A 25,507-nucleotide genomic window follows, 5' to 3' on the forward strand; every position below is an offset into this window, starting at 1 on the left:
GTATGACGTAAGTATTTTGAAAACTGTTACTTGGAATTTGCAAAGATAGGCCGTCTGAAAACCTTCCCGATATGATATGGACACCCCGCACCTGATTTGCCTGATTGCCGACAACCGCACCGCAGCTTTATACCGCCCCGATGCGCTGAACGAAGCAGACCGACTGCGCGTTCAACGCAACCCCGCGCTGGCAACGCGCACCGACTGGCAGGTTAGCCGTTACCTGAAACAGCAGGCTCCCTTGCCGGTTTGTTCCCTTTCGCACAGCAAAGGGGCGGCTGCACTATTGTGCGGCTGCGACGCCATCAAAGCAGGAACGGACATCGAAGCCATACGCCCGCGCGACTTTGCCGCGCTGGCCGGATGGGTGGCCACGGAAAACGAACGGCGGATACTGTCGGCAAACGGCTGGCAGGCCGACGGCTTCTACCGTTTGTGGACACTCAAAGAAGCGCTGCTGAAAGCCGCCGGTTTGGATTTTCCTGCCGACATGATGCGCGTGGGGCTGCAAACCTTTTCAGACGGCCTAACCTGCCTGCACGTTAACGGACGGCGCGGCTGGCAAGGCATCAGCACCGCCGTAAACGGTAGCTGGATGCTCTCTTGCGTGTGGCACGGGCAGGCGGAAATCGAGCTGCAAACACTGGGCGGCTCGGCCTGCGGGCCGGTTGAACGCTACGGATAATAACCGGCCGGTTACCATAGTGACTTAACTAGAGTGAATCCACTAAATTTTAGTAACAGTTTTGTCATACTCGGGCTTGGCCCGAGTATCTTTTCGGGTTTCAGAAATTTTTAGGAAAATGAGATACTCGGGTCAAGCCAGAATATGACGTATGTACTTTTTCTTAAGTAAATTCACTATATACCGTACTGTCTGCGGCTGCCTCGCATCGAAGCTAGCTTATCCGCCATAAATGTTTCAGGCCGTCTGAAATGTTTCAGACGGCCTGAAGTTTATTTATCACAGCATGGCTGCGTTCCGTTTTCAGCGGAACAGCTGCACCGTTGCCAAACCCAAAGCGGTCAGCAGCAGCGAGCCGAACAAATGCAGCGAAACCACCGACAGCGCCGCACCCCACCGCTGCGTTTGCAGCATACCGATGATTTCCAGAGAAAACCCCGAAAAAGTGGTGAGGCTGCCGAGAAAACCGGTGATCAGCAGCAAACGCCAATTGGGGCTGAGCGCAGGGAAACAGTCCAGCAAAGCGGCAATCAGGCCGATTAAATAAGCGCCCACCCAGTTTGCCGCCAGTGTACCGAACGCAAACCACGAAGCCGTGCCGGCAAACCACAGGCCGAACGCGTAGCGCAGCAACGCACCGAATGCGGCGCCTGCAACGATGGCGGAAAAATTGGCGAACATGGCGGTATCCTGTTAAACCCAATGGGCGGCCTGTGCCGGAAAAGGTTTTCAGACGGCCTGAGATCTTTGCAAAACTCATTAAAGCCGTCTGAAATGTTTGATTTCGTCATTATCGGGCTTGACCCGATAGTCCGGCATTTGCATTCAGGCGAAAGGTGAATATTTCAGAAGTATCCGGTGCCGGATTGACGGGTCAAGCCCGGCAATGACGGGCCGGTGCTACCGGAAACCGTGTATCCGCATTAAGTTTTCAGATGGCCTGAAGGCAGTTTTGCAAAAGCTACGGCATTTATTGCGCTGCGGGCAGCTCCATCGCCAACACGGCGGCCTCTTGTTTGCGGCGGAAGGCTTCGAGTTTTTCGGCCAATTCGGGGCTTTCGTTGGCCAGCAGGGCAACGGCAAACAACGCGGCGTTGGCCGCACCGGCTTCGCCGATGGCGAACGTGGCCACGGGAATGCCCTTGGGCATCTGTACGATAGACAGCAGCGAATCCTCTCCGCGCAGGTATTTGCTCGGCACGGGCACGCCCAACACCGGCACGGTGGTTTTGGCGGCCACCATGCCGGGCAGATGGGCGGCTCCGCCCGCACCCGCAATGATGGCTTTGATGCCGCGCGCGCGCGCGGTTTCGGCGTATTCGAACATTAAATCGGGGGTACGGTGTGCGGAAACGACGCGCGCTTCGTATTCAACGCCGAACTCTTTTAAAAACTGTGCGGCATGCTCCATAACCGGCCAGTCGCTGTTGCTGCCCATAATGATGCCTACTTGAGCCATGTTGGTTCCTTTAAATTTTACTATTTGGTTAATCAGCGTTTTTTCAATTCGCCGTACGCACGTTTGGCGGCCGGGCTGTCGGGATAGATTTGAATCAGTTTGCGCCAGGTGTCGCGGGCGATGTCCTGCTGCTGCATACGGTATTGGCACGAACCCACGCTGAACAGGGCCTCTGATGCCTGGGCGCTGTTGCGGAAGCGGTTGGCGAAGCGGTTGCCGATATTGATAACCGACTCGCAGTTGCCCATACGCTGATGACTTTGCAACAGCAGATACATACGCTGGCGGGCATCGTCGCTGCCGTTGCCGCCGCTGTCGGCGCCGCGCAGCAGGGCGATGGCGGCGGCGTAATTGCCGCTGTGGTAGTGTTTGAGGGCGTTATCGTAGTCGCTGGCAACGGTGCGGGCAGGTTCGGCGGGCACGGCCGTGCCGCTGCCGGTGCGGGCCGGCGTGCGGACGGCCGGTGCGCGGCGCTCCAATTGGCGCACGCGGGTTTGCAGGCTTTCTATCTGTTTTTCCAAACGGGCCATCTGAATGCCCAAATTATCGATTTGCGCCTGTGTGTCGGGTTCGGGATAGGGAATGCGCGTATCGGCCGGATTGCCTTGCGTTGCGGAAGACGGCGAAGCGCCCGTATTGGCGCAGGCGTTCAGCAGTAAAACGGAAGAAAGCAGCAGGGCGGGGAATTTGGGGTTCATGATGTCCTCGCGGTTATTTTTTCAACAGCAGGGTGAGGCCGTCGCCCACGGGCAGAGTGATGGGAATGATGCGGTTATCGTGCGGCAGGTTTCGGTTGAATGCCTGCAAAACGGCGTGGGCGGGCGGGCTGTCGGCGGTAACGGGTTGCAGCACGCGCCCACCGAGCAATACGTTGTCGATGGCGATGATGCCGCCGCTGCGCACCAGTTGCAGGCAGCGCTCGAAATATTGCGGGGTGGGCGGTTTGTCGGCATCAATCAGGGCGATGTCGTAAGTGCCGCTGCGCCCTTCTGCAATCAGATCGTCGAGCGTGAGCAGCGCGGGTTGCAAGTGCAGGGTGATTTTGTGCGCCACGCCTGCGGCCTGCCAGGTTTCGCGGGCGATGTCGGTAAAGGTAACGTTGATGTCGCAGGCGGTAACGGTGCCTTCGGGCGGCAGGGCCAAAGCCATGGCGGTGCTGCTGTAACCGGTAAACACGCCCACTTCGAGATAGTGTTCGGCACGGATCAGCCGCGCCAGCCAAGTGAGCAAGGCTGCCTGCTCGGGGGCGATGGCCATTCTGCCCAAGCGGTGTTCTGCGGTGCGCCGGCGCAGGGCGGCCAAAACGGGCGGTTCGGGTTCGCCGATGCTGTTCAGATAGCCGGCAAGCTGCGGGGCGATATTGTGTTTGTGGGTTGCCATGGCTGCAAAGGCCGTCTGAAAAATATCAGTCGGGCTGGTAGGCGTAGGGCTTTTTCGGCAGTTTGGCCGCTTCGTAGCCTGCCTGCTCTTCGGGGTTGAGTTCGACATCCCACAGAAGGGCGCGGTTTTTCAGGCGCTGCTCGGCTTCTTCGGGGTGTTTTTCGATGTAGTCGTCAAGAAAACGGGTGGCTTCGGATTTGTAGTGATACATGGTGTGTTCTCTTTGGTTTTACACGTTGAGACCTTTGCAAAACCCCCATCTGCGGCGCATTTCTGCGTTGTGCGCTGCTCGCTCGCTTGCCTAACTCCATGTTATGTCTGCGCTCGCTGCGCTGCTACGCCTTGAACTGCATCCACATCTGGGGATTTTGCAAAGGTCTCACGTTATGTTGCGGAATACGCGGGATTATAGCCGAAAAAACGGCGCGTGCGGTGTGATGCGGGGCGCTTTGTGCGCGGCGTGTGGCGATGGGGTATAATGCGCCGTTTTACAAAGCGCGGCGGGTTTGGCAAACAACCCCGCTGATTGAGTAACGCAGGCCGTCTGAAACCTTTGCAGAAAGGTTTGTACGCAGGGTTTTCTGCAAAGGTTTCAGGCGTTTCAGACGGCCTTGTTTTATGGTTGGAACAATATGTTGAAAAAATGGCTGCACAAGGTGCTGCCCGGCAAATCGGGCGGAGCGCGTGCGCACAAAGAAGTGGTTCCGTTCGCCGAACACCGCATCAGCGCCGATATGCTCAGCTTTGCCGCCGAAAAGGTGGTGCGCCGTCTGCACAACGAAGGGTTTGAAGCCTATGTGGTGGGCGGGGCGGTGCGCGACCTGTTGCTGGGCATCGAGCCGAAAGATTTCGACGTGGCCACCGATGCCACGCCCGAACAGGTGCGCAAAATATTCCGCCGCAGCCGCATCATCGGCCGGCGCTTTCAGATCGTGCATGTGATGGTGGGGCCGGAAACCATCGAAGTAACCACATTCCGCGGCGGCGGCAAGGTGCAGCACAACGAGCACGGCCGCATCATGAAAGACAACACCTACGGCAGCATGGAAGAAGACGCCATGCGCCGCGACTTCACCTGCAACGCGCTGTATTACGACCCGATACGCCAGCAGATTACCGATTTCCACCACGGCGTGGCCGACATCCGCGCCCGCAAGCTGGTGATGATCGGCGACCCGGCCGCACGCTATCAGGAAGATCCCGTGCGCGTGTTGCGTGCCGTGCGCCTGTCGGCCAAACTCGGTTTTGAAGTGGAGCAGGAAACCGCCGCGCCGGTGGCGGAGTATGCAGGCCGTCTGAAACAGGAGCCGGTGGCGCGCCTGTTCGACGAAATCATGAAGCTGCTGTTTTCCGGCCACGCCCTGCAATGCCTGGCGCAGTTGGAACGCTTGGGCGTTGCCGCCGACATCCACCCGATTCTCACCGCCCTGCAACAGGCGGGCAAAGGCGGGCAGAACATCGTTACGCTGGCCCTGCGCAACACCGACGAGCGTTTGCGCGCCGATAAATCGGTGTCGGTGGGTTTCGTGCTGGCCGCCGTGATGTGGCCGCAACTCGAAAATTATTGGCAGCGCAACCTCGCCGCAGGTCTCAAACCGACACCCGCACTCACGCAGGCCGTTAACGAGCTGCGCGACATCGAAAAAGGCTGGGGCGTGCCGCAGCGGTTTTCCGCCACCATGCGCGAAATCTGGCAGCTCCAACCGCAGTTTGCCAACCGCCGCGGCGCACGGCCGCACCGCCTGATTGCCCAGCCGCGCTTCCGCGCCGCCTACGATTTTCTGCTGCTGCGCGCCGAAACGGGCAGCGCCGATTCCGAGCTGGCGCAATGGTGGACGGCCTTCCAACACGCCGACGACGAAACCCGCCTGCTGATGAGCGCCAAGCAGGAGCAAGAAAGCGGCAGCGAAAGCGGAGAAAAACGCAAACGCCGCCGCAAGCCGCGCAAAAAGAAAGAAGGTGGCGGCCATGCCGTCTGAAAACCGTTTGGCGTTAACGCTGATGTTCCGCGAATATTGCAGCCTGTGCCACAAAATGCGCGACGCCCTGCTGCCCTACCAAGCCGAATACGGATTTGATTTGGAAATCATCGACGTGGACAGCGACCCGCAGTTGGAAGAAAAATACAACGAGCTGGTGCCCGTTTTGCTGCACGGCGGCACCGAAATCTGCCATTGGTTTTTAGACGAACCCAAATTGCAGGCGTTTTTGCACGCCCGCCGCCAGAGTTAAACCACTTGTTTAGCAACCGCTCCGTCATACTCGGGCTTGACCCGAGTATCTCCGAGTTCAAAGAAAATAAAGATACTCGGGTCAAGCCCGAGTATGACGGTTGTACTTTTTCTTAAGCCGGTTACTATAAAAGCCTGCACCCTGCAAACTTCAGGCCGTCTGAAAACAATTGTTCAGACGGCCTGATACCTTTGTGCCGCGCCGCAAAAACCCTTACACTATCCGCTTAATTTACATACCGCCACAAAAAGGAACCGCCATGAGAAGCCACCGTTTACGCGAACTGCTCGAGCTGCTGCAACCTTATTGGTCGAAAGACCCCGAGCTGAACCTGCCGCAGGTTTTGCAGAAAATCGCCGACGAAGCGGGCTTCGACAAACCGCTTGCCGAGCTGACCGACGAAGTGATTATCTACCACCTGAAAATGAGCGGCCGCGGCAAACACGACCCGATTCCGGGCGTGCAGAAAGATTACGAAGAAGACTTCAAAACCGCCCTGCTCAAAGCGCGCGGCATCATCAAAGAATAAAACCAAAGAATAAACAGAGGGCGCAACCCAAAACCGTCTGTGTGCGCCCATGCCCGCATACGGCACCGGCTCTGCAAACACCGGCAGGAATTTGCAAATGCTTCAGGCCGTCTGAATAATCAAAACCGCCCTACTTCCAACCTATTTTCCAAGCCGCCATGCACGCACAGCCGTTCGACCCCCTCGCCATCACCATCGAAGGCACCAACCTGATTGAAGCCTCGGCCGGCACGGGCAAAACCTACAACATCGCCGCCCTCTTCACCCGCCTGATCGTGCTCGAAAAAATGCCGGTGGAAAGCGTGCTGGTGGTTACCTTCACCAAAGCCGCCACCGCCGAGTTGAAAACCCGCCTGCGCGCGCGTTTGGACGACGCCTTATCGGCATTGGAACACGGCGGCACTTCAGACGGCCTGCAAAACCACTGCCGCAGCCGCCACTCCGGCGACAACTTTATCCTGCCGCTGCTGCAACAAGCCCTGCGGCAAGAAAGCCGCGAGCGGCTGATTGTGCGCCTGAAGGCCGCCGTCGGCCGGTTCGACAACGCCGCGATTTACACCATACACGGCTTCTGCCAGCGGCTGCTGCGCGATTATGCCTTTCTGTGCCAAGTACCGTTCGACGTGGAACTCACCGACGACACCCGCGAGCGCCTGCTTGTGCCCGCGCAAGATTTCTGGCGCACCAAAGTAGCGCCCGACCCTTTATTGGCGCAACTGGTGTTCAAACACCGCCAAACCCCGCAAACCGCCTTGGCAGCCGTTAAAAACTTTACCGCCCGCCCCTATTTGGTTTTCAGACGGCCTGCGGGCGATTTGGCCGCAAGCTATGCCGAATTGGAACAAATCTGGCAAGAAATCCGCACCGCCCTGCCCGCTTTGGAAGAAAAGTTTTGGGCGCTGTCCGCAACCGTTTTAAACGGCACCTATTTCAGAAAAAATTCCTATCAAGAACTCTTCGCCACCCTGCAACAGGCCGCAGAAAACAACCGCCTGCCCGACGTGCCGAAAGACGGCAAAGATTTTTTCAAACGTCTGGAAAACCTTTCCGCCGATGTACTGCCCGGCAAACTCAAAAAAGGCAAAACGGTGGATGCCGAAACCCAAGTCGAATTCAACAAACTGGCCGAGTTCGGCCGCAAACTGGCAAGCGTCGCCCAAGCCGAACAAGACGCCCTTGCCGCCCTCTATTTCGACCTGCTCGACCATCTCGCCGCCGCGCTGGCCGAGCGCAAAAAAAACCGCCGCGAACGCGTGTTCGACGATTTGCTGCTCGACGTTTACAACGCCCTCACCACCGGCGCGCACGCCGCCACGCTGGCGCAAACCGCCGCAGCCAACTGGCAGGCCGCGCTGATAGACGAATTCCAAGACACCGACCCGCTGCAATACGCCGTTTTCAACCGCCTGTTTGCCGAACAAAACCGCCCGCTGTTTCTGGTGGGCGACCCCAAACAGGCCATCTACAGCTTCCGCGGCGCCGACATCCACGCCTACCTGCAAGCCGCGCGCGATGCCGGCAAACACTACACGCTCGCGGTCAACCACCGCAGCCACGGCAGCCTGATACGCGGCATCAACGCCCTTTTCAAGCAAAAAAACCGCCCGTTCGTGCTCGAACATATCGGCTATGCCGATGTTGATGCCGCACGCGAAACCTGCCGTCTGAACGGCGGCGGCAGCGCCATACAGGTGCGCTGGCTCAACCGCCCCGACGAGGGCGATAACAAAGACATGCTGCGCCACCGCGCCGCCGCATACTGCGCCGACGAAACCGCCGACCTGCTCAACCAAGCCGCTTCAGGCCGTCTGAACTACCAAAAACACCCCGATGAAGCCGGAAAACCGCTGCAAGCGGGGCAGATTGCCGTGTTGGTGCGCACCCACCGCGAAGGGCAGATGGTGGCCGCCGAATTGAAAAAGCGCGGCATCCAAAGCGTGCTGTTAAGCCGCGAATCGGTGTTCGCCACCGAAGAAGCCGCCGCCCTCGCCGCCCTGCTCGGCTTCTGGCTGCAACCGCACGACACCGGGCCGCTGCGCTTCGTGCTCGGCGGCGTGCTGTTCCGCCAAACCGCCGCCGAACTCTACGCCCTCAACCGCAACGAAAGCAGCCTGCTCGAATGGATTGCATCGGCGCAAACCGCCGCCGAAACCTGGCAGCAATACGGCATCTACACCGCTATGCAGCAGTTTGCCGCACGCCACGGCATCGAAGCGCGGCTGCTGGCGCAAGGCAACGAGCGCAGCCTCACCAACTACCACCAGATTATCGAGCGGCTGGCCGAAGAAAGCGAACAAAGCCTCAGCCCCGCCGCGCTGCACCAATGGCTGCTGGCACAGATTCAGACGGCCTCGGAAGATGGCCGCAGCCACCCCGACAGCAACCTGCTGCGGCTGGAAAGCGACGAAAACCTGGTGAAAATCGTTACCATGCACGCCGCCAAAGGCTTGCAGTATCCCGTGGTGTTCTGCCCGTTTGCGTGGGACGCCAAAAAACCTGGAAACAACCACTGGCAGATTCTCCACCGCAACGGTCAGGCCGAGCTGCTCGCGCCGCACCAGCCGGACGAAGCCGACGAAAACCGCCTGGCCGACGAAACACTCAGCGAAAACCTGCGCCTGCTCTATGTGGCCCTCACCCGCGCCGAAGAACGCCTAACCGTATATGCCGCCCATTGCGGCGACACACCCCGCAACCCGCTGGCCTACCTGCTCGAAGGCGGTGCCGACACCAGCCGTATCGAAGCCGAAGCCGCCTACAAAACCGAAAAAGCCGCCCTGCTGCAACACAACTGGCAGCGTTTTATCGAAAACGCCCCGCCAAACACCGACTTTGTTTTCATAGAAAGCGCACCGCCGGCAGCAAGTTACCGGATGCCAACGGTTTCAGACGGCCGCTATCAGGCCCAAACTCTGCCCGAGCGCCGCTTTGAAACCGTGAGCCACACCAGCTTCACCGGCTTGAGCCGCCAAACCCGCCACAGCAACGCGGAAGAACACTCCCGCGAAGAGCTGCAACCTGCAATCGACGCCGCCGAAACCGACAACACACCTGCAATCAGGCCGTCTGAAAGCCCCGTTCTGCACGATATTCACACCTTCCCGCGCGGTGCCGATGCCGGCGTGTGTCTGCACGAAATTTTGGAACAGTTCGACTTTTCCGCGCCCGCCTCCGGCCAAAGCGAACTCGTGCGCACCACCCTCGAACGCTACGGCTTCGAGCCGCACTGGCAGCAGGCCGTCGAAACCATGCTCGAGCACACCCGCCTCGCGCCCTTGGGCGGCGGCACGCTCGCCGACACCCCCACCAAACGCCGCCGCGCCGAAATGGCATTCACGCTGTATATGCACGATTTCTCGCTCAAGCATTTGCAGCAATGGTTCGCCCGCCCCGATAACGGCCTGCCCGCCGAATGCGCCACCGCCGCGCAACTGTTGGATTTCAACGATGTAAAAGGTTTTTTAAACGGCTTTATCGACATGGTGTGCCTGCATTCAGACGGCCTCGTTACCTTAATTGACTACAAATCCAACCATCTCGGGCAAACCGCCGCCGATTACCACCAAGCGGCCATGAACGAAGCGGTGGCGCACCACCACTATTACCTGCAAGCCCTGATTTACGCCGTCGCCACCGCCCGCTATTTCCGTTCGCGGCAACAACCCGTGCCGAAAATCGCCGTGCGCTACCTCTTTTTGCGCGGCCTCGACGGCAGCGGCAACGGCATCTGGGCCTGGGATATCGATACCGGCCTGCTGGCCGACTGGCTGGAAAACGGTTGATCTGATTTATAGTTTGAGACCTTTGCAAAGGTCGCAGGCCGTCTGAAAACAAACCCGAAAGAAAAACGGCATACCCGAAAGTATGCCGTTTGTTTGGCGGTGCTCAATCAGTATGGGTAGATACTGTCTTCCCAGTCAAGCACAAGCCATTAAAAATTGACCGTTCGGGCTTGATAAACCGTTTGATGCTTCAGTACACCAAAACAAATATGAACCAAACGGCGCATTACGGCACCAATGGCCTGCATTTTGCTCTTGCCTCTTGCCGGCAGGCGCTCGCAGCAGGCTCTAATGTCGGGATTGCAACCTTTTGCTACTACCGCCGGCATATACAGCAATGCCCGGAATTTGCTGTTACCCTGTTTGCTCAGCCGTACCTTGCCTCTGTATTGGCCTGATGTGCGCTCCTTCGGAACCAGCCCCGGAAAGGCGGCCATTTGCGCAGCGCTTCGAAACGGGCGGCTGCGGTAGAGCAGAGCCATACGCGGCGCAACCGCATCACCCACGCCGGGAATGGTTTTCAGCAGCTCGATATCGTGTTTTAAATCAGGATGGCGGTCGATGTGCTCATCAATATCCCGCTGCAATTCGGCCATGCTGTCGCTGATGGCGGTTTGGATTTGGCGGATGGACAAAACCACTTCGTCCGGCGCACTGCCGATTTCGGCCAAATCGGTGGTGATGTTTTTACGGATCCAGTCGAACAGTTGTAAGCAGCCTTTGGGGTTATTGCCCAGCACTTTACTGCGGTAGCGGTATGCTTGGACATCTTTGAGCCAAGCTGCATCGAGTTTGGCTTTGGAAACATCGATGCCGATAAAATATTTAAGCTCCATCATATATCTTTCCTTGTTTATGCAGTGTCAGCGGTTTAGCCGCGCACTCGGTTACTGTTCAGATTGTGATGATGAATGGCAGGGCAGGTTTATCTGCGTTGCAGTGTCGGGGCACTCAGGTTGGGTACAATATCCTGCCCTGCCGGGTGTGTGGATAATGCGCTTTATCCACATGGGCGGGAAGATACAAGGTTGGGTTGGAAACCCAACATTATTACTTTCTTGAAGGTTTTGTCGGGTCTTCGACCCAATCTACCCATGTTGAAGCCGCGCCGATTTATCGCGCGCGGCTTCACCAAAACCGCCAAAATGGATGTGTTGGACGATATATATAGTGCGGCACTCAAAGCGCTTGAAAACGGCCAAACGCTGGAGGAATTCAGCCGAGAACTGACCCCCATACTTCAAGCAAAAGGCTGGTGGGGGCGCAAAGACGTAGCCAACCCCGATACCGGCGACGCCCAAAACGTACAGCTCGGCAGCCCGCACCGCCTCAAAACCATCTATCTTACCAATATGCAGTCGGCCTACATGGCCGGCCGCTACGCCGAGATGATGGAGAGCATCGACACCCACCCATATTGGGAGTACGTCGCCATCAACGACAGCCGAACCCGCGCAAGCCACCGCTTGCTTCATGGCAAGGTGTACGCCGCCACCGATCCCGTGTGGAACACCCTCTATCCGCCGCTCGACTACCGCTGCCGCTGCCGCGTCAAGCCGCTTTCCGAATCGCGCGGCGCGGCCAAAGTGCAGCCCAGCCCGCCGCTTGAAACCGTTACCGTCGATATCGGCACCAATGAGTACACCGGCGAGGCACGCTACGGCCAACGCACAGGTATCCGCATCAACGGCACCTTCGTCGCCCCCAATGTCGGCTTCAACGCCAACCAAGGGCAAGCCATGCTTAACCGCATGGCACGGGTTGCCGCCGATAAAGCCCAAGCCGTACACCCCGATATCGCCCGCACCGCATTAAAAGACATGATGGCCGACAACCGCTTTAAAAAAGGGCTGGCGGCCAGCAAAACAGCCTTGTCATGGGTATTGGATTTGCTGAAAGGATAAATATGGCAGAATTGATTTTGACAGAAGATGAAAAACAAGCAGCCTCTTATCTTGATTGGTCAGATGAGGACTTAGGGAAACTAGTACGCAGCATTGCCGTCAACTTAAAAACCGAACGGGAAAGCATACAGGCTTCAAGTCTCGCGATTTTATTGGCAGGTTTTGTGGCCGAAAGTGGCTCAAACAGGGCGGTATTTAGTCTTACAAAGGTTGCCCATAAAGGAAAAGCCTTAGGAAATTGGATAATTACGGTAGAAAAAAATGCTGGAAATCAGCCTAGACGATAAACAATTACAGCATGGCCTCAGCCAACTGCTGAAAAACGCCACCAACACCCGCCCCATGATGCGCGCCATCGCCACCGAAATGGTTTCCCTCACAGAAGACAACTTCGAAAGCGAGAGCTGGGGCGGCAAAAAATGGCTGCGCAGCCGGCGCGCCGACGCAGACAGCGGCAAAACCCTGCAACTCTCCGGCCAACTTGCCGCCAGCATCAGCACCCAAACCGGCAACGACTTTGCCCGCATCGGCAGCAACAAAAAATACGCCGCCGTCCACCACCTCGGCGGTCAAGCGGGCAGAGGCAAAAAAGTAACCATCCCCGCCCGCCCATACCTTCCCATCAGCGGCGCAGGCCAACTTCAACCCGGCGCCGAGCGCGCACTCCTCGACATCGCCTTAAAATCCCTGAGCAAAGGCATATAAAAAACGGGCCAAATCAGCCCGTTCATTTTGTTACACCCTGTGCAACATCGTTTCAAATCTCCCATCCCACCAAATCCAACTTCATCCCCAAAAATCCCATTTATCTCACACCCCCCTATATATTTATCTCACTTGGTTTCACCATGTGCTGAAAAAGTTTGTGTCTCGCCATCCCCGCGCAGACGGGGTAGCACAGCGGACTTGCGAAGCTAATGACGATAATCGGATGTTTCAGACTGCCTGAACGGCTTGCAAAAATTTCGTCCGCTTTGTTTAACGCAAACCTTGCGGCACTTCCGGTGCGACCAAACGTTTCAGCTTGGTGCCGCCCAAGTCGATTTCCGCGCCGAAACGGCTGCTGCCGCCGTTCCAGTCGGCCACGGCCTGTTGCAGGGCTTCGCGGCTGTCGGCAACGAAGTTCCACCAAATCACGGTGGGGTGCGGCAGCGGCTCGCCGCCCAAGAGCATGATGTGGCTGCCGGCTTCGCCCTCGAGCGTAAACGATTCGGCACCGCCGGCTTCGATAAAGGCCAGCTCGTCGGCCGCAAAGGTCTGCCCGCCCACGCTGATGCTGCCGGCAATCACCAATACGCCGTATTCCCAGCCGGCTTGTGCGGGAATGCTGATGCGTGCGGATTGGTCGAACTGCATGTCCACGCCGACGAGTGGGCTGTGTTGGGCGGTGGGCGCGGTATGGCCGCCGAAGCTGCCGGTGGTCAACACATGGCGCATGCCGTTTTCCTGCCATTCGGGCAGCTCGGGATAGTGTTGGAAGCCGGGTTCGATTTCTTGGTTCATCGGCAGCGCAATCCACAGTTGCACCGCGTGCAGCTCCTTGATGCCGGCGGGTGTTTGCTCGGTGTGGGCGATGCCGCGCGCGCTGCCGGTGCCGGCGGTCATCAGGTTGACCTGCTTGGGGCGGATCAGTTGGCGGAAACCCAAACTGTCCTGGTGCCACACTTCGCCTGCCAACATCCAAGTGAAGGTTTGCAGATTGGTGTGCGGGTGGGCGCCAACCTGAAGGCCGTCTGCATCCGCCGCAAATGCGGCGGGGCCTGCGTGGTCGAGAAAACACCACGCGCCAATGGTGCGGCGGCTGCCTTGCGGCAACAGGCGGGCGACGGGGATGCCGCCGACGTCTTTGGTTTTTGCGGTGAGTTTTTCGGTGTTCATCGATATTCCTTATAATCTTTGTAAGTCGTTTAGGCCGTCTGAAATGCCCGGCTTTCGCCATTGGCTTTGCAAGTCCGATACGCTCCGCCGCACAGGCGGGAATAACGGGAAATAGCTTTCAGACGGCCCCAATGCTTTGCAAAAGCCTCAAGCCGTTGTTATTTCAATAAAGCGGCTTTTTCGCCGGCCGCGTTTTCAGACGGCCATGCCGCTTCGCTTTCATCAGGCCATTCCACCACTTCGCCGCGCATCAGCGCCTGCATCATGGCGGCGGTTTCGGCGTCTTCCTGCTTGGCCACGTTGAGCATTTCCTCGTTTTGGAAGATTGCGTCTTCGGGATTGTAGAGCGGCGCCATTCTGGCTACGCGGGCGCGGTCGCGGTGGAAATAGAAACGGCTGATTTCGTCGGCCTTGCCTTTTTCCATGCCCAACACTTCGAGCGCGGTGCGGCCGGTGCGCACGGCGGAATCAAAGGTTTCGCGCACGGCGGCATCCGCACCCGTCCGGTGGAGTTTGAAGGTGTGGATGCGGTCGTAGGCGCGGGCGATGATTTTGAGATCGGGGTTGACCTTGCGGGCGAATGCGACGATGTGCAGCGCCTGTTCTTTATCGTCTATCGCCACCACCAGCAACTGCGCCTTTTCGATGCCGGCGGTGAACAGCAATTCCGGCCGCGAGGCGTCGCCGAAATAGGTTTTGATGCCGTATTTGTTCATGCCGTCCACCATCACCGGGTCTTTGTCGATAATGGTCAGCGGGTAGCCGCACATGCGCAGGATATCGGTGGTAATCTGGCCGAAACGCCCCATGCCGATCACAATCACCGCTTTTTGCTCGTGGATTTCGTCGTCTTCGCGTTCCGCACCTTTCTGCTTCAGGCGCGGGGCGAGGTATTTGCCGTGCAGAATCAGAAACAGCGGCGTCAGCGCCATCGACAGCACCACAATCGCCGTCATATTGGCATTCACGGTGGCATCAATCACTTTCTGCGAAAACGCGGCCGAAAACAGCACAAAGGCAAATTCACCGCCCTGCGCCATCATCACCGCACGCTCCGCCGCTTCGGCGCGGCTGCTTTTCGCTGCCCGCGCCACAAAGTAAATCACCGCCGCCTTGGCCGCCATCAGGGCCAGCACACCCGACACGATAATCTGCCAGTTTTGCGCCACCACATTTAAATCCAACGCCATGCCCACGCCGAGGAAAAACAGGCCGAGCAGCAGGCCGCGGAAAGGCTCGATGTCCGCTTCGAGCTGATGGCGGAAGCTGGATTCCGACAGCAGCACACCGGCCACAAACGCCCCCATCGCCATCGACAGGCCGCCCTCTTCCATCAGTAAGGCCGCGCCCAGCACCACCAGCAGCGCCGCCGCCGTCATCACTTCGCGCGCCTTGGATTTGGCCAACACGCGGAACAGCGGGTTCAGCAGCCACAAACCGGCCGCCACCAGCACCACCACCGATAATGCCGCCGTGCCCAGCTTCAGCCACACCGAGCCGGTTTCGGCGGCATACGCCGGATCATGCGGCGCAAGGAAAGACACAATCGCCAGCAGCGGCACAATCAGCAAATCTTCAAACAGCAGAATTGACACCATGCGTTGCCCGCCTCGGCTGGCCAGCTCGTTACGCTCGCCCAATACCTGCATCACAATCGCCGTAGAAGTGAGCACGAAACCCGAAGCGCAAACGAACGCCACCTGCCAGGGCGCGTCGAAACCGAAAATGCCCACCAGCGTGAGCATGAAGGCCGCCAGCACCACCTGCAAACTGCCCAAACCGAAAATCTGGCGGCGCAAGGCCCACAGATGCAAGGGGTTCATTTCGAGGCCGATGATGAACAGGAACATCACCACGCCCAATTCGGCAATATGGATAATCGCCTGCGGGTCGTCGAACAGTTTCAGGCCGAACGGGCCGATAACCAAACCCGCCGCCAGATAACCGAGCACCGAGCCAGCCCCAAGCGTTTGAACAAAGGCACGGCCACCACCGCCGAGCCGAGCAGGGCAACCATTTTAATCAGTTCGCCCGCACCTTCTGCTGCCATAAAAGACTCCGGAAAATAAAGAGATTGTTGAGATTGTTGGAATAAAAAAGCCGCATTTTACCCGACTTTGGCACGAATCGGCCGAAGCTTTTGCAAAACCTCAGGCCGTCTGAAATATCCAAACTGCCGTCATGCTCGGGCTTGACCCGAGCATGACATGTGTCCTGATTATTAAGTTAATTCACTATACGCGTTTCAGACGGCCTTAAGATAGCTTTGCAAAAGTTACAGGCCGTCTGAAAAGATTTCAGACGGCCTGTCGGTTAATGCCGGTTAAATTAAAACTCCAGCTCGGCTTTCAGCCAATAAGTTCGCGGCATGCCTACCGGCGAAGCTGCGGTCGTATTGGCCGCGCTGAACCTGCCAGTAGTTTTTGTTGAACAGGTTTTCCACCGCACCACTAACCGTTAAAGCGTTTTTGCCGCCCAGTTTGGTTTTGTAGCGTGCGCCCACATCCACCAGGGTGTACGACGGGAACGCGTAAGCCTTATCGGTACGCTGATAGGATTTGCCGAAATATTGGACATTGCTGCTCAAAGTCAAGCCCTTAACAAACGGCGTATCCCATTCGATGCCTGCTTTGGCGATTACGCGCGGATTAGCCACCTGCACGCCGCTCACCAGATTATCGGCAGCATTCGGGTAATCTTTCACGCGCGATTGCAGATACATAATGCCGAAGCTCGGGCGCAGGGTTTGGTTTAACAGGTTGGCATAAGTGTTGAATTCGATACCGCGGTTGCGCTCTTTACCCTGCTCTTTGCCGCTGTAAGCCAAGCCTGCGGCGCTCAAGGCGGCAAAATCCGTGCCGGTGGTGGTGGTGCCGCGCCAATAACCCGGGCGGGTGATTTGGAAAGCATTCAGCGTGGTAACGAAATCACCCCAGTTTTTGCGCACGCCGATTTCAAACTGGCGGCTGACGCGCGGGTCGGCCATGGTTGCGTTGCCGTCATCATCTATGCGTAGTTCGGAAGGCTCCAAATCTTCCATATAGTTGCCGTAAACCACTAAATCAGGCGAAGGCACCCAAGCGGCCATGGCCATGGGGCTGAAGCGTGCGGCATCAACACTTCGCCCTTCTATTTTGTCTTCTTGGTCAACCATTTGATAGCGGCCGCCCAAAGTCAGGCGGTATTTGTTGCCGGCAAAGCCCAAGGTGTCGGATAAAGCAAAGCTGTTAACCTTGGTGCCGGTATCCAAGCTGGTGCTCATCGCTGTCGGGATAGTGGGGCTGTATGCCGCCAACTGCTCTTCAATACTGGTTGCGCCGTAAGGCGTAATCACGCGGCTGCTGTTGGCTGCACTTTGCGCGCTTTGCAGCGTGGTGCGGTTGCGGATGATGCGGTCGAATGCCGCACTCCAGTTGTGGCTCACCGGCCCGGTTTCAAATTCGCCGCGCGCTGCCAGATTCATGCTCAGGGTGCGGAAATATTGGTCGGTCATACGGGCGCGGCCGGTGGTGTATTGCGTACCGTCGCAATTGTTTCCGCTCTGCGCACTTGTTGCCGTCGCGCTTGCGCAGGCGGTCGGCGAAATCAGTGTGCCGTAATAACGCGCTTTGTTGTAACCGATGCCGCCGGTGATTTGCACCGGTGCGTCAAGGTCATATTCAAACGTCAGCATATTGGTTTGGCCGACGGTATTCTGCCAGTTCCAGCTTGGTAACAGATTGGTTTTGCCGTCGGGCGCGTCAAACAGGCGGCCGTTGGCGTTTTGGATATCTTGAATACGGGCGCGGCCACCGTTAACTTTGCGTTTGGAATAAATGGAATCGAACGCCACGCGCAGTTTTTCGCCACGGTAATCGGCATTGAGCGCGAATTCTTTGTTGTCTTCGCTAAAGCCGTCGCGCGGGGTGTCGCCGTGGCGCAGCTTGCCGTTCGCGCGCACGCCGAACTGCTTGTCGCTGCCGAAACGTTGGCCCAAATCGAATGTGCCTTGTGCACGGCTGTCGCTGAACCAGCCCAAACCGATTTTGCGGTTGCCTTCGTCGGCGGCTTTTTTGGTTTCGATATTTACCGCGCCGGATACCGCACCTTCGGGGTCCATGCCGTTTACGGCGGTGGACGCGCCTTTAATCAACTGCGCCGAAGCCACCTGCACGCTGGACGTGCCCTGCGTGCCGTACATACCGGCCAGGCCGTTTACGCTGAATTGGCGGGCATCCAATTGATAACCGCGGAAATACAGGCCGGTAAGCGTGTTGCTCTCGCCGCCGAACTGCCATGTGGAAGCATCGTTTTTGGCGACGGCATCCACCAAAGTGCGCGCTTCGGTGTTGTTGAGGGCTTTTTCATCGTAGTTCACCACGGTAATCGGCGCGGTAAAAGCGTTGGCTTTGCCGAGCAGGCCCAAGTTCACGCGGTCGCGCAGGTCGCCGTCGCTGGCGATGGAATAGGATTTCGCCGCCCTGCCCTTTACCACCACGGTTTCGATTTCGGCATTTTCGGCTGCCGCCGGCGCAGCGGTCGCGGCGGTTGTATCGGCATAAGCCCATGCCTGCAAAACCAGTAAAGGCAGCAAGGCGATTTTATGTGTTTGTTTTTTCATACGCATACTCTGTCGGGTTAAATAAAATTAAACAACAGATAAATCAATTTTGAGAATTATCTTCACTTGCATCATTTCGGCGTATTATAATTCGAAGTTATCGGAATATTAAAAAAACGGCTTTGTAAAATTTTTCAATCCGTTGTTTTTGCTTCACAAATATTCTCATTTATATTTACATTGTTTATCTTTTCAAACCTTATGGCCGCCCACTTTCCCGCCACGGCATTACCTTGCGGCGGAAAATGTTTGCCGGCTATATAAAGGCCGTCTGAAAACGTTTCAGACGGCCTTTCACGGTGCGCTTCAATCAATATGGAAAAATGGCAAATCGAACTCAACGACAGCCCGATGTGGCTGCTGCAAACCCTCGGCGGCGTGATGGCCGCTTTGGTGCTGATTGTTTTTCTGGCGGGCAAAACCCGCTTCGGCAAACAGTTTTGGTATATCCTGCGCCCCTGTATCGATAAAAAAAGCGGTGCCAAAACCGCGCTGACGGTTACGCTGATGGTGCTGCTGCTGCTCACCGAAATCCGCCTGAACGTTTTAAACACCTTTTTCTACAACGGCTTATACAGCGCCCTGCAAGATGCGAAAGCGCAGGCGTTTTGGTTTTTCGCCCTGATTAACGCGGGCGTGGTGCTGATGCGCACGTTCAACGGCATCGTGAACGATTTTCTCGATCAGGCGCTGGCGATTAAGTGGTCGGAAAAATTAAACGCCGTGCTCACCGAACGCTGGCTGGCCGATAAAAACTATTACCGCCTGCAAATGCGCCGCCACGCGCCCGACAATATCGACCAGCGTATCCAGCAGGATGCGCAGGAATTTATCGCTTCCACCATCGAATTTATCCGCGGCATGCTCAATTCGGTGATTTCGGCGATTGAATTCACCATCGTTTTATGGGGGCTGTCGGGCATTTTGAGCCTGCTCGGCTTTGAAATTCCGCGCGGCATGGTGTTTTTCGTGTTTGTGTTCGTGCTGCTTTCCACCGTGGCGGCAATGTGGATAGGCAAACCGCTGATCCGCTATAACTACGACAACGAAAAACTCAACGGCGACTACCGCTATTCGCTGATCCGCGTGCGCGACCACGCCGAGAGCGTGGCGTTTTACAACGGCGAATGGCGCGAACGGCAGCAGCTTGGCGAACGTTTTGCCGCCATTATCCGCAACCGCTGGAAAATCGCCCGCCAAAGCGTTACCTTGAACGGTTTCAACGACCTGCTCACGCAGGGCGTGCAGCTTTTGCCGCTGATGCTGCAAGCCCCGCGCTTTTTTGCCGGGCAAATCAAAATCGGCGATATGCACCAAACCGTGCAGGCATTCAACCGCCTGCAACGCGCTTTATCGTTTTTCCGCAATTTCTACGAAGAATTTACCGCCTACCGCGCCCGTTTGGAGCGTTTGAGCGGTTTTCTCACCAGCGCCAACCAAATCAAACAAACCGGCACGCCGCAGGTTAACGAGGTTTCAGACGGCCTCTCGCTCGAAAACGTAACGCTCTACCGCCACAACGGCGGCGTGCTGCTGAACAACTTGAACGTGAATGTTAAAAGCGGCGACGCACTCTTGATACAAGGCCCCAGCGGCTGCGGCAAAACCTCGCTGCTGCGCACGCTGGCGGGCTTGTGGCCGTTCGGCAGCAGCGGCACCATCGGCCGCCCCGCACACCGCGATATTCTGTTTGTGCCGCAACGCCCCTACACACCGCAAGGCAGCCTGCGCCAAGCCGTGTGCTACCCCGATATCGATCCGCACCACCCCGAACTGGTGGCCGCCATGCAGGCCTGCTGTCTCGGCCACCTCGCCGACAAGCTCGACAAGCCCGACGATTGGCAAAACCGGCTCTCGCCGGGCGAATTGCAGCGTGTGGCGTTTGTGCGCATTCTGCTCACGAAGCCGAAAATGGTGCTGCTCGACGAAGCCACCGCCGCGCTCGACGAACCGACCGAAGCCGCGCTCTATACCTTAATCCGCGAACGCCTGCCCGAGAGCATTATCGTGAGCATCGGCCACCGCGGCACGCTGGCCGCCTTTCACAACCGCCGTATGTTTGTGGGCGAAGCGGCCTGCGGTTAAGGCCGTCTGAAATGCTTAAATCCCGTCATTAGCTTCGCAAGTCCGCTGCACTACCGCCGAGCAGGCGGGAGTAACGGGAAAAGTGTTACCGGACGTTGAAACAGTTTTGCACAAGCCGCAGGCCGTCTGAAACTTTCAGACGGCCTGTATTGTAATATTGCTGAAACATTACACCGCTATACTGCCTTTCATTCGTTAACTTCCTATGAAAACGCGTTATGGACGGGCTTCACCAAAAACTGAAACGCCAACACCTGCTCGACACGCTGTTTGTGGGCACCACCCGCTTTTTCGCCCTGCTGGTTCTGGCGAGTTTGGGCGGCATTCTGATTTCGCTGGTTGTCGGTGCGCTGCCGAGTATGCGCGAATTCGGCTTCGGTTTTTTCACCTCGTCGGAATGGGATGCGGTTCAGGGGCGCTACGGTGCGTTGGCGCCGGTGTACGGCACGCTGGTTACTTCGGCGATTGCGCTCTTGATTGCGGTTCCGGTCAGCTTCGGCATCGCCGTTTTCCTCACCGAACTCTGCCCCGCCTGGCTGCGCCGCCCGCTGGGCATCTGCGTGGAACTGCTGGCGGGCATTCCTTCGATTATCTACGGCATGTGGGGCTTGTTTGTGTTCGCCCCCGTGTTTTCCGAACATATCCAACCGTTTTTTATCGAAACCGTCGGCAGGCTGCCGGTGGTGGGCGCGCTGTTTCAGGGAGCGCCCATGGGCATCGGCCTGTTTGCGGCCGGGCTGATTCTGGCGATTATGATTATCCCGTTTATCGCTTCGGTGATGCGCGACGTGTTTGAAATCACGCCCACCATGCTGAAAGAATCGGCTTACGGCCTGGGCAGCACCAAATGGGAAGTGGTGCGCCACGTGGTGCTGCCCTACACCAAAACCGGTGTGGTCGGCGGCATTATCTTGGGTTTGGGGCGCGCGCTGGGCGAAACGATGGCGGTAACTTTCGTTATCGGCAACACCTTCAATATCAGCAGCAGCCTGTATAACTCGGGCGTGTCGATTACTTCCGCGCTGGCCAACGAATTTGCCGAGGCGGTTGATCCGCTGCATCTCTCTTCACTGCTCTATCTGGGTTTGATTCTGTTTGTGATCACCTTTGTGGTGCTGTGTATTTCCAAACTGATGCTGCTGCATATGCAGCGCAACGAAGGCAGCAAACACTAGGAGCATGGTTATGGAAAAATCCGCCAACAACCCCGTTTACCGCCGCCGCAGGCTGCTCAACCGCTTCAATCTAACCATGGCCTGGCTCACTATGGCGTTCGGCCTGTTTTGGCTGGGTTGGATTTTCTACACGCTGTTCTACGAAGGCTTCAACGGCTTGGGCACCGGCATTTTCCAACTCGATACGCCGCCGCCGGGCATGGCAGGCGGCCTGCGCAACGCCATCTGGGGCAGCCTGCTGATTACCTTAAGCGGCCTGTTCATCGGCACGCCGGTGGGGATTTTGTGCGGCATTTTTCTGGCCGAATTCGGCCGGCGCAGCAAACTGGCGGCAGCCACCCGTTTTATGAACGATATTCTGCTCTCTGCGCCTTCTATCGTAATCGGTTTGTTTGTGTACGGCCTGATTGTGGTGCCGCAGGGCCGTTTTTCGGGCTGGGCCGGTTCGGTTGCCTTGTCGCTGCTGGTGATACCCGTGGTGGTGCGCACCACCGAAAACATGCTGCGGCTGGTGCCAGACAGCCTGCGCGAAGCCGCTTATGCGCTGGGCACGCCGAAATGGAAGCTCGTGGGCATGGTTACGCTGCGCGCGGCCAAAGCCGGCGTATTAACCGGCGTGTTGCTGGCTTTCGCGCGGATTGCCGGCGAAACCGCGCCGCTGCTGTTTACCGCGCTCAACAACCAGTTTTTCAGCACCGACATGAGCCAGCCCATGGCCAACCTGCCCAACGTGATTTACCAGTTTGCCATGTCGCCCTACCAAGACTGGCACGAGCTGGCTTGGGCCGCCGCCCTGTTAATCGCCTTAACCGTGCTGGCCGCCAATATCGGCGCCAGAATATTGAGCGCCCGCAAGCATTAAACCGGCTTTTCAGACGGCCTCTATCGGCAACCGGCATCAAGGCCGTCTGAAAAAGCAAACACAAGTTTTTAAAGATTAATAAGTAAGGATTCCACCATGCAGGCCAAAATCACCGTGCGCAATTTCAACTTCCGCTACGGCAGCTTCCATGCCCTGAAAAACATCAATATCGATATCCCCGCCAACCGGGTCACCGCCTTTATCGGCCCTTCCGGCTGCGGCAAATCCACCTTGTTGCGCACCTTCAACCGAATGTATGATTTATACCCCGATATGCACGCCGAGGGCGAACTGCTGCTCGACGGCCGCAGCATCTTGGGCAAAGAAACCGATTTGAACCTGCTGCGCGCGAAAGTGGGCATGGTGTTTCAAAAACCCACGCCGTTTCCCATGAGCATCTACGACAACGTAACCTTCGGCGTGAAGCTGTATGAAAAATTAAGCCGCAGCGAATTGGACGACCGCGTAGAATGGGCGCTGAAGAAAGCCGCCCTGTGGAACGAAGTGAAAGACAAACTCAAACAAAGCGGCAACTCGCTTTCGGGCGGGCAGCAGCAGCGCCTGTGCATCGCCCGCGCCGTGGCCTGCAAACCCGAAGTGCTGCTGCTCGACGAACCCACTTCCGCGCTCGACCCGATTTCCACCGCCCACATCGAAGAGCTGGTCGGCGAGCTGAAAAACGACTACACCATCGCCATCGTTACCCACAATATGCAGCAGGCGGCACGGGTGTCGGACTTCACCGCCTATATGTATTTGGGCGAAATGATAGAAGTGGGCGACACCAAACAGATATTCACCAAACCCGCCCGCAAAGAAACCGAAGACTACATCACCGGCAAATTCGGCTGATTGCGGCTTTCAGACGGCCGCCCGACCAAGTAAAACGAGGAGAAGCATCATGCCCCAAGTGAATATTCTGGCAGTAGAAGACGAAGAAGCCATCGGCAGGCTGATCGGTTTCGTGCTGGAGCAGGCAGGCTTTCAAGTAACGGTGGTGCCCAGCGTAGAAAAAGCCCTGCCCCTTTTGGCCGCCGAACTGCCCGACGTGGTGCTGGTCGACTGGATGCTGCCTGGCGCATCCGGCCTGCAACTGATCAAACAACTGCGCCAAAACACCCGCACGCGCGATTTGCCGATTATCCTGCTCACCGCCCGCGGCACCGAGTCCGACAAAGAGCAAGGCCTGAATCTCGGCGCCGACGACTACGTTACCAAACCGTTTTCACCACGCGAACTGATTGCCCGCGTCAACGCCCTGCTGCGCCGCCGCGCCCCGCAGAAAACCGAACAAACCATCGAAGCGGGCGGCTTAACGGTCAACCCCGCCGAACAAACCGCCAGCGCCAACGGCACGCCCGTTGCACTCGGCCCCAGCGAATTCAAACTGCTGCACTTTTTCATCACCCACCCCAACCGCGCCTACAACCGCCGCCAACTGCTCGATTTAGTGTGGGGCGACCATGTGTTTGTCGAAGAGCGCACCGTTGATGTGCACATCAGCCGCCTGCGCCGCGCACTCGAAGAAGGCGGCGCAGGAAACTGCATACAAACCGTGCGCGGCCTCGGTTACCGCTTCTACACCGAAAGCGGCGAAACGCCATGAACCTGATACGCCGCCACCTGCTGAGCTTTTCCGCCCTACTGCTGGCCTCAGCCGTACCCGCCTATTTTTTGGGCGGGTTTGCCGCCGTCGGCGGCGTGTGGAGCCTGCTGCTGTTTGCCTACCTGCTGCTGCACTGGTTCCATTTGGTGCGCCTGATACGCTGGCTCGCCAACCCCAAGCTGCGGCTGGTGCCGCGCGGCTACGGCATTTGGGACGACATCTTCAACACCCTGCTGTTGCAGGCCAAAAGCCGCAAAAAACGCAAACAGCAGCTCGGCCGCTCGCTGCAACGCTTCAACCGCGTTATCGACGCCATGCCCGACGGCGTGATTATTCTCGATCAGGAAGGCCGCATCGAGTGGATGAACCGCTTAGCCGCCGTCCATCTGGATTTGGATTTTGAAAAAGACCAAAACGGCATCTTAAAAAACCTGATACGCACACCCGAATTCCACAGCTTTCTGCAACAACCGCTCGACAATGCCCCGCCCACACTGAAAATCCGCCTTTCAGGCGGCCTCAAACCCCGCAGCGTGATGCTCACCCGCACCACCTTCGAAACCCGCCTCGAACTCTTGGTTACGCAAGACATCAGCGCCGCCGAACAACTTAACGAAACCCGTTCGGCCTTTATCGCCAACGTATCGCACGAACTGCGCACCCCGCTCACCGTTATCAGCGGCTTTCTCGAAACCCTCGCCGACCTACCCGACCTGCCGCCCGGCGAGCGTGCCGAATTTATCGGCCTGATGCAGCAGGAAAGCGGCCGTATGCTCAACCTGATTACCGACCTGCTCACCCTCGCCCGCCTCGAAAACAGCGGCGGCGGCGAAACACACAAACAAACCTTCAGCCTGTCGGAGCTGGCCGAACAAATCTGCGCCGAAGGCCGCGCCCTTTCAGACGGCCGCCACCAGTTCCAAAGCCATATAGCCGAAAACATTTTCATTCACGGCACCGAAACCGAACTGCACAGCGCCTTGGGCAACCTGGTGGCCAATGCCGTACGCTACACCCCCGAAGGCGGCAGCATCACCGTTTCGCTGCACGACAACGGCAGCAACGCCGAATTTTCCGTGCGCGACACCGGCCCCGGCATCGCGCCCGAACACCTGCCCCACTTGACCGAACGCTTCTACCGCGCCGATGCCGGCCGCAACCGCAAAAACGGCGGCACCGGCCTCGGCCTCGCCATCGCCAAACATGCCCTCGCCAACCACCATGCCGTGCTGAACATCAGCAGCAGCGTGGGCGAAGGCAGCATGTTTTCAACAAAATTGGAAAAAGCCGAAACAGTTGACCAGCCGTAAAGCACGGCCGTGCACCCCGG

Annotated in this window: 23 protein-coding genes and 2 pseudogenes; 15 read left to right on the forward strand and 10 right to left on the reverse strand. The window is 57.6% G+C overall.

What is annotated here, in order from left to right; all coding sequences use genetic code 11:
• Positions 1-76: 76 nt before the first annotated feature.
• Positions 77-685 carry a 4'-phosphopantetheinyl transferase family protein gene (locus NQ012_RS01400; protein WP_257065681.1) on the forward strand — a complete coding sequence of 203 codons (609 nt, stop codon included), beginning with the start codon at positions 77-79 and terminating at the stop codon, positions 683-685.
• Positions 686-988: 303 nt separating this feature from the next.
• On the opposite strand, the gene crcB is transcribed toward NQ012_RS01400, so the two are convergent.
• From crcB to NQ012_RS01425, 5 genes are all read right to left on the reverse strand, one after another.
• Positions 989-1,366, reverse strand: coding sequence for a fluoride efflux transporter CrcB (gene crcB, locus NQ012_RS01405; protein WP_257065682.1), 378 nt, complete (start codon positions 1,364-1,366; stop codon positions 989-991).
• A 289-nt stretch (positions 1,367-1,655) separates the two neighbouring features.
• Complete coding sequence (gene purE / locus NQ012_RS01410; RefSeq protein WP_257065684.1) at positions 1,656-2,144, reverse strand: 5-(carboxyamino)imidazole ribonucleotide mutase; 489 nt, start codon at positions 2,142-2,144, stop codon at positions 1,656-1,658.
• A 32-nt stretch (positions 2,145-2,176) separates the two neighbouring features.
• On the reverse strand, positions 2,177-2,842 hold the full coding sequence (locus tag NQ012_RS01415; protein WP_257065685.1) for a tetratricopeptide repeat protein: 666 nt from the start codon (positions 2,840-2,842) through the stop codon (positions 2,177-2,179).
• A gap of 13 nt (positions 2,843-2,855) precedes the next feature.
• Positions 2,856-3,524 (reverse strand): class I SAM-dependent methyltransferase, encoded by a 669-nt coding sequence (locus tag NQ012_RS01420; RefSeq protein ID WP_257065686.1) that lies wholly within the window; start codon positions 3,522-3,524, stop codon positions 2,856-2,858.
• A 25-nt stretch (positions 3,525-3,549) separates the two neighbouring features.
• Positions 3,550-3,735 (reverse strand): DUF3460 family protein, encoded by a 186-nt coding sequence (locus tag NQ012_RS01425; RefSeq protein WP_085365914.1) that lies wholly within the window; start codon positions 3,733-3,735, stop codon positions 3,550-3,552.
• Here NQ012_RS01425 and NQ012_RS01430 point away from each other — a divergent pair.
• The 5 genes and pseudogenes from NQ012_RS01430 to recB form a co-directional block, all read left to right on the forward strand.
• Positions 3,734-3,904: pseudogene (locus NQ012_RS01430) on the forward strand (signal peptidase); the annotation flags it as partial. The gene NQ012_RS01425 and the pseudogene NQ012_RS01430 sit on opposite strands and share 2 nt — an antisense overlap.
• Positions 3,905-4,156: 252 nt before the next feature.
• Positions 4,157-5,503 carry a polynucleotide adenylyltransferase PcnB gene (locus tag NQ012_RS01435; RefSeq protein ID WP_257065689.1) on the forward strand — a complete coding sequence of 449 codons (1,347 nt, stop codon included), beginning with the start codon at positions 4,157-4,159 and terminating at the stop codon, positions 5,501-5,503.
• Positions 5,493-5,756, forward strand: a complete 264-nt coding sequence (locus NQ012_RS01440; RefSeq protein WP_257065690.1) for a glutaredoxin family protein — start codon at positions 5,493-5,495, stop codon at positions 5,754-5,756. Before NQ012_RS01435 ends, NQ012_RS01440 begins: the two co-directional genes overlap by 11 nt.
• 259 nt (positions 5,757-6,015) lie before the next feature.
• The gene (locus NQ012_RS01445) at positions 6,016-6,285 is read left to right on the forward strand and encodes a YihD family protein (RefSeq protein WP_257065691.1); all 270 of its coding nucleotides are present in this window, start codon (positions 6,016-6,018) and stop codon (positions 6,283-6,285) included.
• 158 nt (positions 6,286-6,443) lie between these two features.
• The gene (gene recB / locus NQ012_RS01450) at positions 6,444-10,067 is read left to right on the forward strand and encodes an exodeoxyribonuclease V subunit beta (RefSeq protein ID WP_257065693.1); all 3,624 of its coding nucleotides are present in this window, start codon (positions 6,444-6,446) and stop codon (positions 10,065-10,067) included.
• A gap of 149 nt (positions 10,068-10,216) precedes the next feature.
• Here recB and NQ012_RS01455 read toward each other — a convergent pair whose 3' ends face one another.
• Positions 10,217-10,906, reverse strand: a complete 690-nt coding sequence (locus NQ012_RS01455; protein WP_257065695.1) for a transposase — start codon at positions 10,904-10,906, stop codon at positions 10,217-10,219.
• A gap of 255 nt (positions 10,907-11,161) precedes the next feature.
• On the opposite strand from NQ012_RS01455, the gene NQ012_RS01460 reads away from it, so the two are divergent.
• From NQ012_RS01460 to NQ012_RS01470, 3 genes are read left to right on the forward strand one after another with little or no spacing between them, the layout of a single operon-like run.
• Positions 11,162-11,971, forward strand: a complete 810-nt coding sequence (locus NQ012_RS01460) for a phage head morphogenesis protein (RefSeq protein ID WP_257065697.1) — start codon at positions 11,162-11,164, stop codon at positions 11,969-11,971.
• A 2-nt stretch (positions 11,972-11,973) separates the two neighbouring features.
• Positions 11,974-12,258, forward strand: coding sequence for a hypothetical protein (locus NQ012_RS01465; RefSeq protein ID WP_257065698.1), 285 nt, complete (start codon positions 11,974-11,976; stop codon positions 12,256-12,258).
• A complete protein-coding gene (locus NQ012_RS01470) occupies positions 12,233-12,676 on the forward strand; it encodes a phage virion morphogenesis protein (RefSeq protein ID WP_257065700.1) in 444 nt (147 codons plus the stop codon). The genes NQ012_RS01465 and NQ012_RS01470 overlap by 26 nt, the downstream gene beginning before the upstream one ends.
• A gap of 273 nt (positions 12,677-12,949) precedes the next feature.
• Here the strand turns inward: NQ012_RS01470 and NQ012_RS01475 are convergent, their stop codons facing one another.
• The 4 genes and pseudogenes from NQ012_RS01475 to NQ012_RS01490 all read right to left on the reverse strand — a co-directional run bounded on the left by NQ012_RS01475 (position 12,950) and on the right by NQ012_RS01490 (position 18,449).
• Positions 12,950-13,849: a pirin family protein gene (locus NQ012_RS01475; RefSeq protein WP_257065702.1), complete on the reverse strand. Its 900-nt coding sequence runs from the start codon at positions 13,847-13,849 to the stop codon at positions 12,950-12,952.
• A gap of 158 nt (positions 13,850-14,007) precedes the next feature.
• Positions 14,008-15,801, reverse strand: a complete 1,794-nt coding sequence (locus NQ012_RS01480) for a monovalent cation:proton antiporter-2 (CPA2) family protein (RefSeq protein WP_257065703.1) — start codon at positions 15,799-15,801, stop codon at positions 14,008-14,010.
• Positions 15,753-15,899, reverse strand: a complete 147-nt coding sequence (locus NQ012_RS01485; protein WP_257065704.1) for a hypothetical protein — start codon at positions 15,897-15,899, stop codon at positions 15,753-15,755. Before NQ012_RS01485 ends, NQ012_RS01480 begins: the two co-directional genes overlap by 49 nt.
• 278 nt (positions 15,900-16,177) lie before the next feature.
• A pseudogene (locus NQ012_RS01490) lies at positions 16,178-18,449 on the reverse strand (TonB-dependent receptor).
• A gap of 315 nt (positions 18,450-18,764) precedes the next feature.
• Between NQ012_RS01490 and NQ012_RS01495 the strand changes: the two are divergent.
• The 6 genes from NQ012_RS01495 to phoR all read left to right on the forward strand — a co-directional run bounded on the left by NQ012_RS01495 (position 18,765) and on the right by phoR (position 25,487).
• Positions 18,765-20,534: an ABC transporter ATP-binding protein/permease gene (locus tag NQ012_RS01495; protein ID WP_257065705.1), complete on the forward strand. Its 1,770-nt coding sequence runs from the start codon at positions 18,765-18,767 to the stop codon at positions 20,532-20,534.
• A 218-nt stretch (positions 20,535-20,752) separates the two neighbouring features.
• Entirely contained in the window at positions 20,753-21,709 is a 957-nt protein-coding gene (pstC, locus tag NQ012_RS01500; protein WP_257065706.1) for a phosphate ABC transporter permease subunit PstC, read from the forward strand.
• A gap of 10 nt (positions 21,710-21,719) precedes the next feature.
• Complete coding sequence (gene pstA, locus NQ012_RS01505) at positions 21,720-22,571, forward strand: phosphate ABC transporter permease PstA (RefSeq protein ID WP_085365560.1); 852 nt, start codon at positions 21,720-21,722, stop codon at positions 22,569-22,571.
• A 96-nt stretch (positions 22,572-22,667) separates the two neighbouring features.
• The gene (pstB, locus tag NQ012_RS01510; protein ID WP_085365536.1) at positions 22,668-23,423 is read left to right on the forward strand and encodes a phosphate ABC transporter ATP-binding protein PstB; all 756 of its coding nucleotides are present in this window, start codon (positions 22,668-22,670) and stop codon (positions 23,421-23,423) included.
• 49 nt (positions 23,424-23,472) lie between these two features.
• On the forward strand, positions 23,473-24,177 hold the full coding sequence (phoB, locus tag NQ012_RS01515; protein ID WP_257065708.1) for a phosphate regulon transcriptional regulator PhoB: 705 nt from the start codon (positions 23,473-23,475) through the stop codon (positions 24,175-24,177).
• Positions 24,174-25,487 (forward strand): phosphate regulon sensor histidine kinase PhoR, encoded by a 1,314-nt coding sequence (gene phoR / locus NQ012_RS01520; RefSeq protein WP_257065709.1) that lies wholly within the window; start codon positions 24,174-24,176, stop codon positions 25,485-25,487. The genes phoB and phoR overlap by 4 nt, the downstream gene beginning before the upstream one ends.
• Positions 25,488-25,507: the final 20 nt, after the last annotated feature.

The organism is Neisseria dentiae, from assembly GCF_024580525.1.
Lineage (GTDB): Bacteria > Pseudomonadota > Gammaproteobacteria > Burkholderiales > Neisseriaceae > Neisseria > Neisseria dentiae_A.